General features: G+C 68.4%; 9 protein-coding genes. 6 read left to right on the top strand and 3 right to left on the bottom strand.

Going from position 1 to position 14,127, the window contains the following annotated elements:
• Positions 1-526: 526 nt before the first annotated feature.
• The 4 genes from HBB12_RS25440 to HBB12_RS25455 all read left to right on the top strand — a co-directional run bounded on the left by HBB12_RS25440 (position 527) and on the right by HBB12_RS25455 (position 5,683).
• The gene (locus HBB12_RS25440) at positions 527-2,137 is read left to right on the top strand and encodes an ABC transporter substrate-binding protein (RefSeq protein ID WP_236991925.1); all 1,611 of its coding nucleotides are present in this window, start codon (positions 527-529) and stop codon (positions 2,135-2,137) included.
• 74 nt (positions 2,138-2,211) lie between these two features.
• Complete coding sequence (locus tag HBB12_RS25445) at positions 2,212-3,168, top strand: ABC transporter permease (protein WP_236991926.1); 957 nt, start codon at positions 2,212-2,214, stop codon at positions 3,166-3,168.
• The gene (locus HBB12_RS25450; protein ID WP_236991927.1) at positions 3,165-4,028 is read left to right on the top strand and encodes an ABC transporter permease; all 864 of its coding nucleotides are present in this window, start codon (positions 3,165-3,167) and stop codon (positions 4,026-4,028) included. The genes HBB12_RS25445 and HBB12_RS25450 overlap by 4 nt, the downstream gene beginning before the upstream one ends.
• Positions 4,025-5,683, top strand: coding sequence for an ABC transporter ATP-binding protein (locus tag HBB12_RS25455; protein WP_236991928.1), 1,659 nt, complete (start codon positions 4,025-4,027; stop codon positions 5,681-5,683). Before HBB12_RS25450 ends, HBB12_RS25455 begins: the two co-directional genes overlap by 4 nt.
• Positions 5,684-5,988: 305 nt before the next feature.
• On the opposite strand, the gene HBB12_RS25460 is transcribed toward HBB12_RS25455, so the two are convergent.
• A complete protein-coding gene (locus tag HBB12_RS25460; protein ID WP_236991929.1) occupies positions 5,989-6,465 on the bottom strand; it encodes an Lrp/AsnC family transcriptional regulator in 477 nt (158 codons plus the stop codon).
• A gap of 196 nt (positions 6,466-6,661) precedes the next feature.
• Positions 6,662-7,063 carry a SpoIIAA family protein gene (locus HBB12_RS25465; RefSeq protein ID WP_236991930.1) on the bottom strand — a complete coding sequence of 134 codons (402 nt, stop codon included), beginning with the start codon at positions 7,061-7,063 and terminating at the stop codon, positions 6,662-6,664.
• Positions 7,064-7,442: 379 nt separating this feature from the next.
• Between HBB12_RS25465 and HBB12_RS25470 the strand changes: the two genes are divergently transcribed.
• Positions 7,443-9,401 (top strand): YgiQ family radical SAM protein, encoded by a 1,959-nt coding sequence (locus tag HBB12_RS25470; protein WP_236992893.1) that lies wholly within the window; start codon positions 7,443-7,445, stop codon positions 9,399-9,401.
• A 120-nt stretch (positions 9,402-9,521) separates the two neighbouring features.
• Here the strand turns inward: HBB12_RS25470 and HBB12_RS25475 are convergent, their stop codons facing one another.
• Complete coding sequence (locus HBB12_RS25475; protein WP_236991931.1) at positions 9,522-10,535, bottom strand: DUF6662 family protein; 1,014 nt, start codon at positions 10,533-10,535, stop codon at positions 9,522-9,524.
• A gap of 312 nt (positions 10,536-10,847) precedes the next feature.
• Between HBB12_RS25475 and HBB12_RS25480 the strand changes: the two genes are divergently transcribed.
• Positions 10,848-14,078: a PAS domain-containing protein gene (locus HBB12_RS25480; RefSeq protein ID WP_236991932.1), complete on the top strand. Its 3,231-nt coding sequence runs from the start codon at positions 10,848-10,850 to the stop codon at positions 14,076-14,078.
• The last annotated feature ends 49 nt before the right edge of the window (positions 14,079-14,127 follow it).

Here is a 14,127-nt window from a genome sequence, read left to right on the forward strand (position 1 = left end):
GATTTCGCCGACATCGCTACAAGGATATGGAGATATCGTATCAGGACGGCAAAGAGCTTCTAGAAATCTGCCGAATCAGGATGCGGTGGTGCCTCGCACAAATTTTGCCGGAACCGCATATTCGCAATTTTGTGCCGTCCCTTTCCGTCGTTTCGGTGCAAATCGCGTTGCGGATGAGCCACACTGCTTCCATCGAGAAACGGGCCGCACGCCGCTCCCCCGGAGGGTCACGGAGGCGAGGGCGCCGGCCAGGATCGGATGGCATGGGCTTCGCTCCATCCGCCGAGGTTCACCCGCCGCCGCTCGGCTCGACGACGGCGTCGGACGGCCCGCCCGCGCTCCCCGAGCGTGGGACGGGTACTCGAATGCGACGGCCCGCGAGATCGGATGTCGCCCTTGGCCGGGCCTCCACGACCGATCCGCCAGCGTCCTCGTCACGACCGTCGTCGCGGGATGCGGCCCGCCTCGACCCGTTTCCTTCAACCCCCGCGCCGTCGGCGGATCACCGCCGCACCAGGAGCTTGCGATGAGCGACACGATTGCCAACTGGACTCCCGGCGACGACGCGATGGTCGAGACCGCCATCCGGCGCGGCGCCGACCGGCGCGAGCTGCTGCGGATGCTGATGGGCGGCGGCATCGCACTCTCGGCCGGCGGCGCGATCCTCGGCCGGGCCGGCGCGGCGCTCGCCGCCGAGCCGGTCAAGGGCGGCCACCTCAAGATCGCAGGCTTCTCGGCCTCGACCGCCGACACCCTCGATCCGGCCAAGGCCTCGAACGCCACCGACTACACCCGGTGCTGTGCCCTCTACAACCGGCTGACCTTCATCGACGGCACCGGCAAGCTCGTCATGGAACTGGCCGACAGCGTCGAGAGCGCCGACGCCAAGACCTGGACCGTCAAGCTGCGCAAGGGCGTGACCTTCCACGACGGCAAGAGCCTGACGGCCAAGGACGTGGTCTTCTCGCTCAAGCGCCACCTCGACCCCGCCGTCGGCTCGAAGGTCGCCACGCTGGCCAAGCAATTCGCCGACGTGACGGCCGCCGACGACCTGACCGCCACGATCACGCTCGTCGCCGCCAATGCCGACCTGCCGATGATCCTGGCGCTGCACCACTTCATGATCGTGGCCGACGGCACGAGCGACTTTTCCAAGGGCAACGGCACCGGCGGCTTCGTGCTGAAGGAGTTCAAGCCCGGCGTGCGCTCGGTCGTCGCCCGCAACACGAATTACTGGAAGTCCACCGGTCCCTATTTCGACAGCTTCGAGTATTTCGCGATCTCGGACGAGTCGGCGCGCCTCAACGCGGTGCTGTCGGGCGACATCCATGTCGGCGCCAACCTCAACCCGCGCTCGCTGCGCGTCATCGAGGGCAACCCGTCGATCGCCCCCTTCATCAGCAAGCTCGGCACCTATACCGACCTCAACCTGCGGCTCGACATGGCGCCGGGCGACAAGGCCGGGGTGGTCGAGGGCTTCAAGTACCTGGTCAACCGGCCGGTGATCCAGAAGTCGGTCCTGCGCGGGCTGGCCGAAATCGCCAACGACCAGCCGATCCCGTCCTGGAGCCCCTATTTCAACGCCGAGCTCAAGCAGCGCGAGTTCGATCCGGAGCGGGCCAAGTCCCTGTTCCAGAAGGCCGGCCTCCTCGGCCAGGAGGTCCGCATGGTGGCCTCCGACGCCGCCAGCAGCTCGGCCGACTACGCCGCCGTGATCCAGCAGGCGGCGGGCAAGATCGGCCTGAACGTCGTGATCGACCGCGTCCCCTCGGACGGCTTCTGGTCGAACCACTGGCTCAAGGACGCGGTCGGCTTCGGCAACATCAACGCCCGGCCGACCCCGGACATCATCTTCTCGACGTTCTACCAGTCGACCGCGCCGTGGAACGAGAGCCGGTACAAGTCGGAGAAGTTCGACGCCATGCTGGTCGAGGCCCGTGGCCTTCTCGACCAGGGCAAGCGCAAGCAGATCTACGGCGAGATGCAGGCGATGGTCGCCAACGAGGCCGGCACCATCATCCCGGTCTTCCAGTCGAACCTCGACGGCGTGACGCCCAAGCTCAAGGGGCTGGTCGCCAACCCGCTCGGCGGCATGATGGGCTACACCCTGCCGGAATACACCTGGTTCGGGGCCTGACCGCCATCCTCCGCCGGTCCCGGGGGTGATCACCCCCGGGACCTCGTGCCAGCCCCGCCAGCCATGGTTCGTCCATGAACACTCTCATCCTCCGCATGATCGCGGGACGCGTGGTGGTCACCCTGATGACGCTGCTGATCGTCGCCGTCATCATCTTCTTCGCGACCGCGTTCCTGCCGGGGGATGTGGTGCAGATCCTGCTCGGCCAGGCGGCGACGCCCGAGGCGGTGGCGGGCCTGCGCCAGGCGATGCATCTCGACCAGCCGGCCGCCCTGCGCTTCCTGCTCTGGCTGAAGAACCTCGCCACCGGCGACCTCGGCGTGTCCTACGTCAACAACATCCCGGTCGCCGAGCTGATCGGCAACCGCTTGGGCAACTCGCTGAAGCTCGCGGGCGTGACCGCGGCGATCTCGGTGCCGTTCGCCCTGACGCTCGGCATCACCGCCGCCATCCTGCGCGGCACGGTCGTCGACCGGATCATCGCGATCTTCACCATCGCGGTGATCTCGGTGCCCGAGTTCCTGGTGGCGACCCTCTCGGTCATCGTCTTCGCGGTGTATCTCGGCTGGCTGCCGGCCCTGTCGATGACCGGCGACGTCACGACGCTCGGCGGCCTGCTCAAGGCCTTCGCCATGCCGGTGATCACGCTCAGCTTCGTCATCTCGGCGCAGATGATCCGCATGACCCGGGCCGCCGTGATCGAGACCCTGAGCGCGCCCTACGTCGAAATGGCGCTGCTGAAGGGGGCCTCGCGCCGCCGCATGGTGCTGCGCCACGCCCTGCCGAACGCCCTCGGGCCGATCGTCAACGCGGTGGCGCTCTCCCTGTCGTACCTGCTGGGCGGCGTCATCATCGTCGAGACGATCTTCAACTATCCGGGCATCGCCAAGCTGATGCTCGACGCGGTGTCGACCCGCGACCTGCCCCTGATCCAGGGCTGCGCGATGATCTTCTGCCTCGCCTACCTCCTGCTGATCACGATCGCCGACATCGTCACCATCGTCTCCAATCCGAGGCTGCGCCACGCATGAGCGTTTCCCTGTCCAGCACGAGGCCGGCGCGCCGCTGGCGCATCGGCTACCGGATCAGCCCGGTCGGGGCGGTCGCCTTCCTGGTGATCCTCGCCTGGGCGATCGTCGCGGTGATCGCGCCGCTGATCGCCCCTCATCCCGTCGGCGAGATCGTCGATTTCGACTTCTTCCAGCCGATGTCGGCCGCCTACCCGATGGGCACCGACTATCTCGGGCGCGACGTGCTCTCGCGCATCCTGTTCGGCGCCCGCTACACGGTGGGGATCTCGCTCGCCTCGGTGACGATCGCGTGCATCTCGGGCGTCACCCTCGGCATGGCGGCGGCGGTGATCGGCGGCGTCTTCGACGCAGGCCTCAGCCGTTTCCTGGACGCCCTGATCTCGATCCCGAGCAAGATCATGGCGCTGGTGCTGGTGGCCGCGGTCGGCTCCTCGATCCCGGTCCTGATCCTGACGATGGCGGTGATCTACATCCCCGGCTCGTATCGCTTCGCCCGGGCGCTCGCCGTCAACGTCAACGCCATGGACTACGTCACCGTGGCCCGGGTGCGCGGCGAGCGCCTCGGCTATCTCATCCGGGCGGAGATCCTGCCGGGGATCGTCGGCCCGGTCCTGGCCGATTTCGGCCTGCGCTTCGTCTTCATCGTGCTGCTCCTCTCGAGCATGTCCTTCCTGGGGCTCGGCGTGCAGCCGCCGAACGCCGATTGGGGCTCGCTGGTGAAGGAGAATATCGGCGGCCTGTCGCTTGCCGCGCCGGCGGTGATCTTCCCGCTCATCGCCATCGCCAGCTTGACGATCAGCGTGAACCTCCTGATCGACAACCTGCCCAAGAAGATCCGCGACCGGAGCGACAACGCATGACCCGCCTCGTCGAAGTCCGCGACCTGCGAATCGAGGCGCGCACCGATGCCGGCCGCATCGTCGAGATCATCCGCGGCGTCTCGTTCGACATCGACGAGGGCGAGATCGTCGCCCTGATCGGCGAGAGCGGCTCGGGCAAGACCACGATCGCCCTCGACCTGATGGGCTATACCCGCCCGGGCTGCCGGGTCACCGGCGGCACCGTCACCCTCGACGGCGTCGAGATGGGGGCGCTCCCCGAGAGCAAGCGGGCGACCATGCGCGGCTCGCTGGTCTCCTACGTGCCCCAGAGCGCGGCCGCCGCCTTCAACCCCGCCCACACGATCATGGACCAGGTGGTCGAGGTCGTGCAGATCCACGGCTCGATGCCGGTGGCCGACGCCCGCATTAAGGCGGTCGGGCTGTTCCGGGCGCTGGCCCTGCCGAACCCCGACACGATCGGCGACCGCTATCCCCACCAGGTTTCGGGCGGCCAGCTGCAACGCCTGTCCGCCGCCATGGCGCTGATCGGCGATCCCAAGCTCGTGATCTTCGACGAGCCGACCACCGCCCTCGACGTCACCACCCAGGTCGAGGTTCTGCGCGCCTTCAAGTCGGTGATGCGCAAGGGCGGCATCGCGGGCGTCTACGTCTCGCACGACCTCGCGGTCGTGGCGCAGATCGCCGACCGGATCGTCGTGCTGCGCCACGGCGAGATCCAGGAGGAGGGGCGTACGGCCGACATCCTGGAGCGCCCGCAGCATCCCTATACCCGCCAGCTCCTGGCGGCGTTCCGGCCCGACGCCGCCCCGCGCCCGGCCCGCATCGACCAGGACGAGGCCCCGCTCCTCGAGGTGCGCGGCATCGTCGCCGGCTACGGCAAGCCCGACGCGGAGGGCCTTCCGCCGGTCCGCATCCTCAAGGACGTCAGCCTCACGCTCGCCCGCGGGCGCAACCTCGGCATCGTCGGCGAATCGGGTTGCGGCAAGTCCACGCTCGCCCGGGTCATCGCCGGGATCCTGCCGGCGGCCCGCGGCGAGATTCTGCTCGACGGCCGGACCCTGGCGCCGGATTTCCGGAAGCGCCGCCGCGAGGACCTGCGCGACCTCCAGATCGTGTTCCAGTCCGCCGATACCGCGCTCAACCCGCACCAGTCGATCGGCGAGATCCTGGGCCGGCCGCTCGCCTTCTACCACGGCATGGGCGGCCGGGCGCGGGAAGCGCGGATCGACCAGCTGCTCGACATGGTGCGGCTGCCCCGGCCTTTACGCCATCGCCGCCCCGGCGAACTCTCGGGCGGCCAGAAGCAGCGCATCAACCTCGCCCGCGCGCTCGCGGCCGACGCCAAGCTGATCCTGTGCGACGAGATCACCTCCGCGCTCGACACCGTGGTGGCCGCCGCGATCATCGACCTCCTGAAGGAACTCCAGCGCGAATTGTCCCTGTCCTACCTGTTCATCAGCCACGACATCGAGACCGTGCGGGCGATCTGCGACGAGGTCGTGGTGATGTACAAGGGCGAGAAGGTCGAGCAGCTGCGCCCCGACGTGAATGACGGGCAGCCGACGGAAGCCTATTCGCGGCTGCTGTTCTCCTCCGTGCCGCAGCTGCGCACCGGCTGGCTCGACGGCTTGGCGCAGGATCCGGAACTGACCCGGGCGTTTGCGCAGAGGTGAGGTGGGGGGCGGTTGCGCCGGTTCGGGCCGGCGGGGATGCAGGATCGTCCGGTGAAAGATGAAGCGCGGGTCCAACCCTCCCCCCTCTGCGGGGGAGGGTGGCGAGCGGAGCGAGCCGGGAGAGGGGATGCCGCTTCCGGAAAAGTCGCGCCTATGATGAAGGGCGCCCTCTGGATCAGCGTCGCGCTGCCCCTCTCCCGGCCTACTCCGTAGGCCACCCTCCCCCGCAGAGGGGGGAGGGGAAAACCCGCGCCATTCTTTTTTCCTCGACAGCCCTGCAAGTATCGGGACTTCCGCCGCCCGCCTCAAAGCTTGAACATCGTATCGAGCGGCAGGTACGTCCGCACGATCGGCGACTTCAGCACGACGTAGCTGAAATACTGCTCGATGCCGACATCGAGGTCCAGCAATCGCTCCATCGTCGTCTGGTACTCGATCACGTCGACCGTCACGAACTTGAGCAGGTAATCGTAGCCACCGGAGATCAGGTGGCATTCCATGATCGACTCGATCTTCTCGATGGCCGCCAGGAACCGGGCGAAATCCGCCTGCCTGTGGTTCTTGAGCGTCACTTCGGTGAAGACGGTCAGGGCCTGTCCCAGCTTCGACAGATTGATCTGGGCGGAGTAATTCGCGATGTACCCTTCCGTCTGGAGCTTCTTCACTCGCATGAGGCAGGGGCTCGGCGACAGATTGACCCGCTCGGCGAGCTCGACGTTGGTAATACGGCCGTTCTTCTGTAATTCAGAAAGAATCTTGAGGTCGATCCTGTCGAGCTTCATGGGCAGCTATCTGGTTCGTCATCCACGACGTCGAGTTTCGCCGCGTGGCGCGCGCCCCGCAATCGTGCGGTCACGGCGAATACCAGAACATTCGCCTTCCGTCCTGTGCCGGGCGGCAGAAAATGCCATCGTGGGCTTTTATCCCGTTAGACGGCCTGGGGGCCCGGCCATCCCGGGGCGGGGCCCATCCGAACCGTCAGGCCTTGGCCGGGCCGGCCTTGTCGAGATAGGCCCAGGCCTGTGCCTCCTCGGACAGCTCGAACGTCCGGGTCTCGACCGGCAGCACCGTTCCAGACAGGGTGATCATCGCCCGGGCGAAGGCCGGCGCGCCGACCACGACGTAGTTCCGGATATGGGCCACCGAGCGGGCCATCACCCCGGTGGCGTAGGCGTCGAACCGCGCACCGAGATCCGAGCCCTCGTAGTGCGACATGATCAGCAGCATGTCGATTGTGTCGTGCGTCCGCATGGCCTCGTCGACGAGGGCCGACATCCACTCGATGTCCGGCTTGGTGATCCGGTCCTTGATCTCGAAGGCCAGGAGATCGGGCCGCTTCGCGTCGCGCCGGATGATCGAACCGTCGGGTGCCGTGTTCATGAAACCGTCTCCACCGTCGCCGCCTGGACCACATGCTCGACCAACCGCGGATGACCGCTTTTGATCCGGCGCGGCGACGGTGGCGTGCGCGTGAGACCGGAATCCCGTCAGCTTGGCTGTACGTTCAGCTCCGGCGTCTCGATACTTGGGCAACCTGTGCTCGATACCCCGTGTTCTCCTTGCCCTGCGTCGTCGTTTGCCCTGCCTTGATCGCGCCGTTCGTTGATCTCGCGGTCCCGGCGGATTATGCATCGCCGCCATGGAACTCCACGCGCCCGTCCAACACTCCCCGGCTCCCTCGCGATCCCCGGCTCTCCCGGCCTGCCCGCCCCTGGCCTTCACGCCGCCGCGCGCCGGCAAGGCGGCGCCGTTCCTGCCGATGAGCCGCGCCGAGATGGCGGCGCTCGGGTGGGATGCCTGCGACATCGTGCTGGTGACCGGCGACGCCTATGTCGACCATCCGAGCTTCGGCATGGCCATCATCGGCCGGCTGCTCGAGGCGCAGGGGTTCCGGGTCGGCATCATCGCCCAGCCCGACTGGCAATCGGCCGAGCCGTTCAAGGTGCTCGGCCGGCCGAAGCTGTTCTTCGGCGTCACCGGCGGCAACCTCGATTCGATGGTGAACCGCTACACCGCGGACCGGCGGCTTCGCCACGACGACGCCTACACGGCCGGAGGGGAGGGCGGGAAGCGCCCGGACCGCTCCACCATCGTCTACACGCAGCGCTGCCGCGAGGCCTACAAGGACGTGCCGATCATCCTCGGCGGCATCGAGGCCTCGCTGCGCCGCATCGCGCATTACGATTATTGGTCGGACAAGGTGCGCCGCTCGATCCTGGCGGACGCCAAGGCCGACCTCCTGATCTACGGCAATGCCGAGCGCGCCGTGGTCGAGGTGGCCAACCGCATGGCCGCCGGCGAAGCGCCCCACGACCTCGATTCGATCCGCGGCGTCGCCCTGTTCCGCCGGGTGCCCGAGCACTACACCGAGCTGCCCGCCGACGACCTCGATTCCGCCGACGAGGCCGCCACCCGCAAACCCGGCGACACCGTGATCCGGCTCCCGGCCTACGACGACGTGAAGGACGACAAGGAGGCCTATGCCCGCGCCTCCCGCGTGCTGCACCGGGAGGCCAATCCCGGCAACGCCCGCCCGCTGGTGCAGCGCCACGGCGACCGCGACCTGTGGGTGAACCCGCCGCCGATCCCGCTCACCAGCGAGGAGATGGATGCGGTCTACGACCTTCCTTACGCGCGGGCCCCCCATCCGTCCTACGGCGATGCCAAGATTCCCGCCTGGGACATGATCAAGTTCTCGGTGACGATCATGCGCGGCTGCTTTGGCGGCTGCACCTTCTGCTCGATCACCGAGCACGAGGGCCGGGTGATCCAGAACCGCTCCGAGGGCTCGATCCTGCGCGAGATCGAGCTGATCCGCGACAAGACCCCGGGCTTCACCGGCGTGATCTCGGATATCGGCGGGCCGACCGCCAACATGTACCGGATGGCCTGCAAGGATCCGAAGATCGAGGCGGCGTGCCGGCTACCCTCCTGCGTCTTCCCGGACATCTGCCCGAACCTCAACACCTCGCACGACGACCTGATCCGGCTCTACCGCAAGGTCCGGGAGGTGAAGGGCGTCAAGAAGGTGATGGTGGCCTCGGGCGTGCGCTACGACCTCGCGGTCAAGAGCCCCGAATACGTCAAGGAACTCGTCACCCACCACGTCGGCGGTCGCCTCAAGATCGCGCCCGAGCATACCGAGCGCGGGCCCCTCGACAAGATGATGAAGCCGGGGATCGGCACCTACGACCGCTTCAAGGAGATGTTCGACGCCGCCGCCAAGGAGGCGGGCAAGAAGTACTACCTGATCCCGTACTTCATCGCGGCGCATCCGGGCACGACCGACGAGGACATGATGCACCTCGCGCTCTGGCTCAAGAAGAACGACTATCGCGCCGACCAGGTCCAGACCTTCCTGCCCTCGCCGATGGCGACCGCCACGGCGATGTACCACACCGAGGTCAACACGCTGAAAGGCGTGCGGCGCGGCGGCAGCGAGCCGGTCGAGGCGATCAAGGGCCTGCGCCAGCGGCGCCTGCACAAGGCGTTCCTGCGCTACCACGACCCCGAGAACTGGCCCATCCTGCGCGAGGCGTTGCGGGCGATGGGCCGCGCCGACCTGATCGGGCCGCGGCCGGACCAGCTGGTGCCGTTCTCGCAGCCGCCGGGAACCGGGCTCGGCGCGAAGCCGGGCGCCAAGGGGCGGGGCCCACAGCGGCCGGCGGGCGGCGGGCAGCGTTTCACCACCAAGGGCGTGCCGTTGCTGAGGAAGTGACGGGGCGCGTCCGGTCAGGCAGCTTGTGGGCAAGCCGCCTGACCGGCAGCGGCATCGCAACCGTATCCGCTTCGGCCGGGCGCATTCGGCGAGCGCCGCATTGCCGAGCGCGATCGCCGGTCAGAATTCCATGCCGAACTTGACCCTGACGTTATGCCGCTCGAACTGGTTCAGGCCGAGGGCGCGGCCGGCCAGGGTCGGATCGGCGTCGCGGCCCCAAACCTGTCCCGCATACGCGACGGTCAGCCAGATCTTCTCGGTGAATCTGTGATGCAGGGCCGGTCCCAGGGTGAGCGCTTCGCTCTCCAGCCGGTTCAGGAAGGTTCCTTCGTAGCCGCGCAGGTAGCGTAGCTCCGGACCCAGATAGGTGCTCTCGCCGACTCGTCCCACGAGGGCGTTCGACCACAGGAACGTGGAGGAGCGATAGCCGGGACCGCCACCCCGCTGGCGCCCGGCGGCGGGCTCGAAGCTGATGTTGCTGCCGTACCAGAGCTTGTCCGGCACCACCTGGACATCGAGCTGGAGCAGGCTCTCGATGTCGAAAATGTCGGCGCCATTGCCTTCGACCGGCAGGATGCGCGTGAATCGCGGGCGCAGCTCCAGGGCGAGCCCGAGCGGCTGCTCCTTCGAACCTTTCAGGAACTGGTACTTCACCTCCATGGAGACGCCGTCGAAGGTCCCATAGGATTTGTCGTCGAGATCGATGATGTTGCGTTGCCGCCGCAGCGTCCCAAAAGCGCTGAGCTCGATGCTCAGCTTGTCGATCGGGTCGAACTGGTAGGCGAACCGCGTGTCGAAGACCCGGTACGTCGATGGGCCTGGGCCGTCTCTACGCTTGCCGATGCGCGTGACCGTATCGATCACCGCTTCCTGTTCGCCCTTTTCTCCGGCATCGGCTCCTTCCGTGAAGCCGAACAGATGCTCGGTATCGACGTCCTTCTGGTCGTTGCTCTTGTCGGACTTCTTCGCCTGATCGGACTTCTTTGCTTTGTCCTGGCCGGCATCGCGCACGCCATCCTGGTCTGTCATAGGTTGGCCACTTGGCTCAGCCTGAACGGGTACCAGAGCAGAGAGAACAAGCAGGACGGTCGCCGCGGCCGACAGGCGTCCGATCGGCGTGGTGCTTCCGGTCATAATCGCGCGACGGCCTTAGGCATGCAGTGGTCCAGTATCCCTGCTTAGAGACGATGCCGGCCGACCTGACTGCTGCAAACATGCAACAATCACAACAACTTCACGCTGCGGGGGATTGAACGGCGACGTGCATCACGGGGAACCGCACGGTCCCGGCGCCGATGATGCCCACCGCACTCGTTTCGACCCTATCCCGACCGTTGCCGGTCGCGCCGCTCGGGCCCGATCCCCAGCCTCTCGACTCCGAGCCCTTGACGCGAGCCGCGCGGGTCTCACGTTCGAGAGACCCGCGATCGAACCCGTTCCCACCGCATGCCCGACACCGCCGCCCCCGACCCCCCGTCCTTCCTCGCCGGAGGTGGGCGGATGGGCGCGATGATGCGGACCCATGACTGGTCGGGCTCGCCCCTCGGGCGGCCGGAGACATGGCCGCCGTGCCTGGGCGGGACGCTGAGCCTGATGCTCGGCTCGCGCTTCCCGATGTTCGTGGCGTTCGGGCCCGAACTCCGCTTCCTCTACAACGACGCCTATGCGGAGATCCTCGGCGACAAGCATCCGGCGGCGCTCGGCCGGCGCTTCCGCGATATCTGGTCGGAGATCTGGCCGGACATCGCGCCGCTGATCGACCGGGCGCTCGCCGGCGAGCCGACCTGGTCGGAGGACCTGCCGCTCGTGATGAACCGGCACGGCTACGACGAGCCGACCTGGTTCACCTTCTCCTATTCGCCCCTGCGGGACGAGGCGGGCCGGGTCGCCGGCATGTTCTGCGCCTGCACCGAGACGACCGGGCGGGTCGTCGCCGAGCGGGACCTGCGCGAGGCGGAGGCGCGCCTGCGGGCGCTGACCGACCACCTGCCGGGCGGCTACGTGTTCCAGATCGCCACGCCCCGGGACGGGACCGGCCGACGCTTCCTCGCCGTCTCGCAGGGCTTCGAGCGCATGACCGGGGTTCCGGCCGAGGCCGTGCTCGCCGATCCCGCGGCCGCCTACGACCTGATCCTGCCCGAGCACCGGGCGCGCATCGCCGAGGCGGAGGAAGAGGCGATCCGGACGCTGGCGCCTTTCGACGTCGAGGCGCCGATGCGCCGCCCCGACGGCCGCCTCGTGCGGACCCGCATCATCTCGGCGCCGCGCCTCGCCGACGATCAGGTGATCTGGGACGGGCTCCATCTCGACGACACGGCGCGCCGGCAGGCCGAGGACCGCCAGCGCGAGAGCGAGGCCCGGCTGCGTCTCGCCACCGAGGCCGCCGAGATCGGGCTGTGGGACGTCGACGTCGTCGCCGACACCCTGTACTGGCCGGCGCGCGTGAAGGCGATGTTCGGCATCTCGCCCGAGGTGCCGGTCTCGATGGCGGATTATTACGCCGGCCTCCACCCGGACGACCGCGAGGCCACCCTCGCCGCCTATGCCGCCGCGGCGGATCCGGCCCGCCGCGCCGTCTACGACGTGGAATACCGCACGATCGGGAAGGAGGACGGGCAGGTCCGCTGGGTCGCCGCCAAGGGCCGCGGCCTGTTCGCGGATGGGGTCTGCATCCGGGTGGTCGGCACCGCCATCGACGTCACCGCCCGCAAGCAGGCCGAGGCGGCTTTCCGCGACAGCGAGGAGCAGTTCCGCGTGCTCTCGCAGGTGCTGCCCAACCTCGTCTGGGCCACCGACACGCAGGGAGGCGCCGTCTGGTTCAACGCGCGGACCTACGCCTATACGGGCGTCCCGCCCGGCGCGCTCGACGCCGAGGGCTGGTGCGCGATCATCCATCCCGACGACCGGGAGCGCGTGACCGCCGAATGGCGCGCCGCCGTCGAGGAGCATGCCGACTACCAGTGCGAATACCGCCTGCGGCGCGCCGACGGGGCCTATCGCTGGTTCCTGGCCCGGGCGCGGCCGGTCCTGACGGACCGGGGCGCGATCACCCGCTGGGTCGGCACCAGCACCGACATCGACGACCAGACGCGGATGATGGCCGAGCTGGTGCGGTTCAACGAGACCCTGGAGCAGCGGGTCGCGGAGCGCACCGCCGAGCACGACCGGGTCTGGCGCAACTCCCGCGACCTCCTGGTGGTGATCGGGGCCGACGGGATCTTCCGCTCGGTCAACCCGGCCTGGGAGGCGATCCTCGGGCACCGGCCCGCCGAGGTGGTGGGGCGCAGCGTCCTCGATTTCCTGTTGCCCGAGGATGCCGAGGCGACGACGGCCGCCCTCGAAGCCGCGGCCGCCGCCCGCCACCTCACCAGTTTCGAGAACCGCTACCTCCACCGGGACGGCACCCCGCGCTGGCTCTCCTGGCACACCTCGGTCGAGGGCGGCCTCGTCTTCGCCAGCGGCCGCGACGTCACCGCCGAGAAGGCCCAGGCCGCGGCGCTGGCCCAGGCCGAGGAGGCCCTGCGCCAGTCGCAGAAGCTCGAGGCGGTGGGTCAGCTGACCGGGGGCGTCGCCCACGATTTCAACAACCTGCTCACCATCATCCGCTCCTCGGTCGATTTCCTGCGCCGGCCGGACCTGCCCGAGGCGCGGCGCAGCCGCTACCTCACGGCGGTCTCCGAGACGGTCGACCGGGCCGCCAAGCTGACCTCGCAACTCCTCGCCTTCGCCCGCCGCCAGGCCCTGAAGCCCGAGACACTCGATGTCGGCGCGCGCCTGCGCATCGTCGCCGAGCTGATCGATACCGTGACCGGCGCCCGGATCACCGTCGCGACCGAGGTCCCGGACCATCCCTGCCTCGTGCGGGTCGATGCGAGCCAGTTCGAGACCGCGCTCGTCAACATGGCGGTGAATGCCCGCGACGCGATGGAGGGCGCGGGCACGCTGACGTTGCGCCTCGCCTGCGGCGTCGACCTGCCGCCGATCCGGGGGCATGCCGGGGCGGCGGGTCCGTTCGCGGCGGTCTCGCTGCACGATACCGGCACCGGCATCCCGCCCGACTTGCTGGCGCGGGTGTTCGAGCCGTTCTTCACCACCAAGGAGGTCGGGCGGGGCACGGGCCTCGGCCTCTCCCAGGTCTTCGGCTTCGCCAAGCAATCGGGCGGCGACGTTGCGGTCGAGAGCGTGCCGGGAGGGGGCACGACCTTCACCCTCTACCTGCCGGAGGTCGAGGCCGAGTTCGCAGCAGGGGAGGCGGTGCGGGGCGATTCCGGCCAGGTCGATCCCGGCGGCGTCGGCCAGCGGGTGCTGGTGGTCGAGGACAATCTCGAGGTCGGGCGCTTCGCGACCCAGATCCTGGAAGACCTCGGCTATGCCACGACCTGGGCGGTCAACGCCGAGGACGCGATCGAGAAGCTCGGGCCCGACGGCGCCGGCTTCGACGTGGTGTTCTCCGACGTGGTCATGCCGGGTATGGGTGGGATCGAGCTTGCCCGGCTCCTCGCCCGGCGGTTGCCTCACCTGCCGATCGTGCTCGCCTCCGGTTACAGCCACGTGCTCGCCGAGGAGAGCGCGGCCGGATTCGAGCTCCTGCACAAGCCCTATTCGGCCGAGCAGGTCTCGCGCATCCTGCGCAAGGTCATGCGGCACAACCCGCAGCGGCAGAAGGCGGAGCTCTGATCGCGGTCGCAGGCCGGGGCCTGACTGCAAGTAAAAATTTTTATCTCAT

The sequence above is a fragment of the Methylobacterium sp. SyP6R genome, from assembly GCF_019216885.1.
Classification (GTDB): domain Bacteria; phylum Pseudomonadota; class Alphaproteobacteria; order Rhizobiales; family Beijerinckiaceae; genus Methylobacterium.

Coding starts and splice junctions, on each gene's coding strand:
- HBB12_RS25440 (WP_236991925.1), top strand. CDS start 527: ATGAGCGACACGATTGCCAACTGGACTCCCGGCGACGACGCGATGGTC.
- HBB12_RS25445 (WP_236991926.1), top strand. CDS start 2,212: ATGAACACTCTCATCCTCCGCATGATCGCGGGACGCGTGGTGGTCACC.
- HBB12_RS25450 (WP_236991927.1), top strand. CDS start 3,165: ATGAGCGTTTCCCTGTCCAGCACGAGGCCGGCGCGCCGCTGGCGCATC.
- HBB12_RS25455 (WP_236991928.1), top strand. CDS start 4,025: ATGACCCGCCTCGTCGAAGTCCGCGACCTGCGAATCGAGGCGCGCACC.
- HBB12_RS25460 (WP_236991929.1), bottom strand. CDS start 6,465: ATGAAGCTCGACAGGATCGACCTCAAGATTCTTTCTGAATTACAGAAG.
- HBB12_RS25465 (WP_236991930.1), bottom strand. CDS start 7,063: ATGAACACGGCACCCGACGGTTCGATCATCCGGCGCGACGCGAAGCGG.
- HBB12_RS25470 (WP_236992893.1), top strand. CDS start 7,443: ATGAGCCGCGCCGAGATGGCGGCGCTCGGGTGGGATGCCTGCGACATC.
- HBB12_RS25475 (WP_236991931.1), bottom strand. CDS start 10,535: ATGACCGGAAGCACCACGCCGATCGGACGCCTGTCGGCCGCGGCGACC.
- HBB12_RS25480 (WP_236991932.1), top strand. CDS start 10,848: ATGCCCGACACCGCCGCCCCCGACCCCCCGTCCTTCCTCGCCGGAGGT.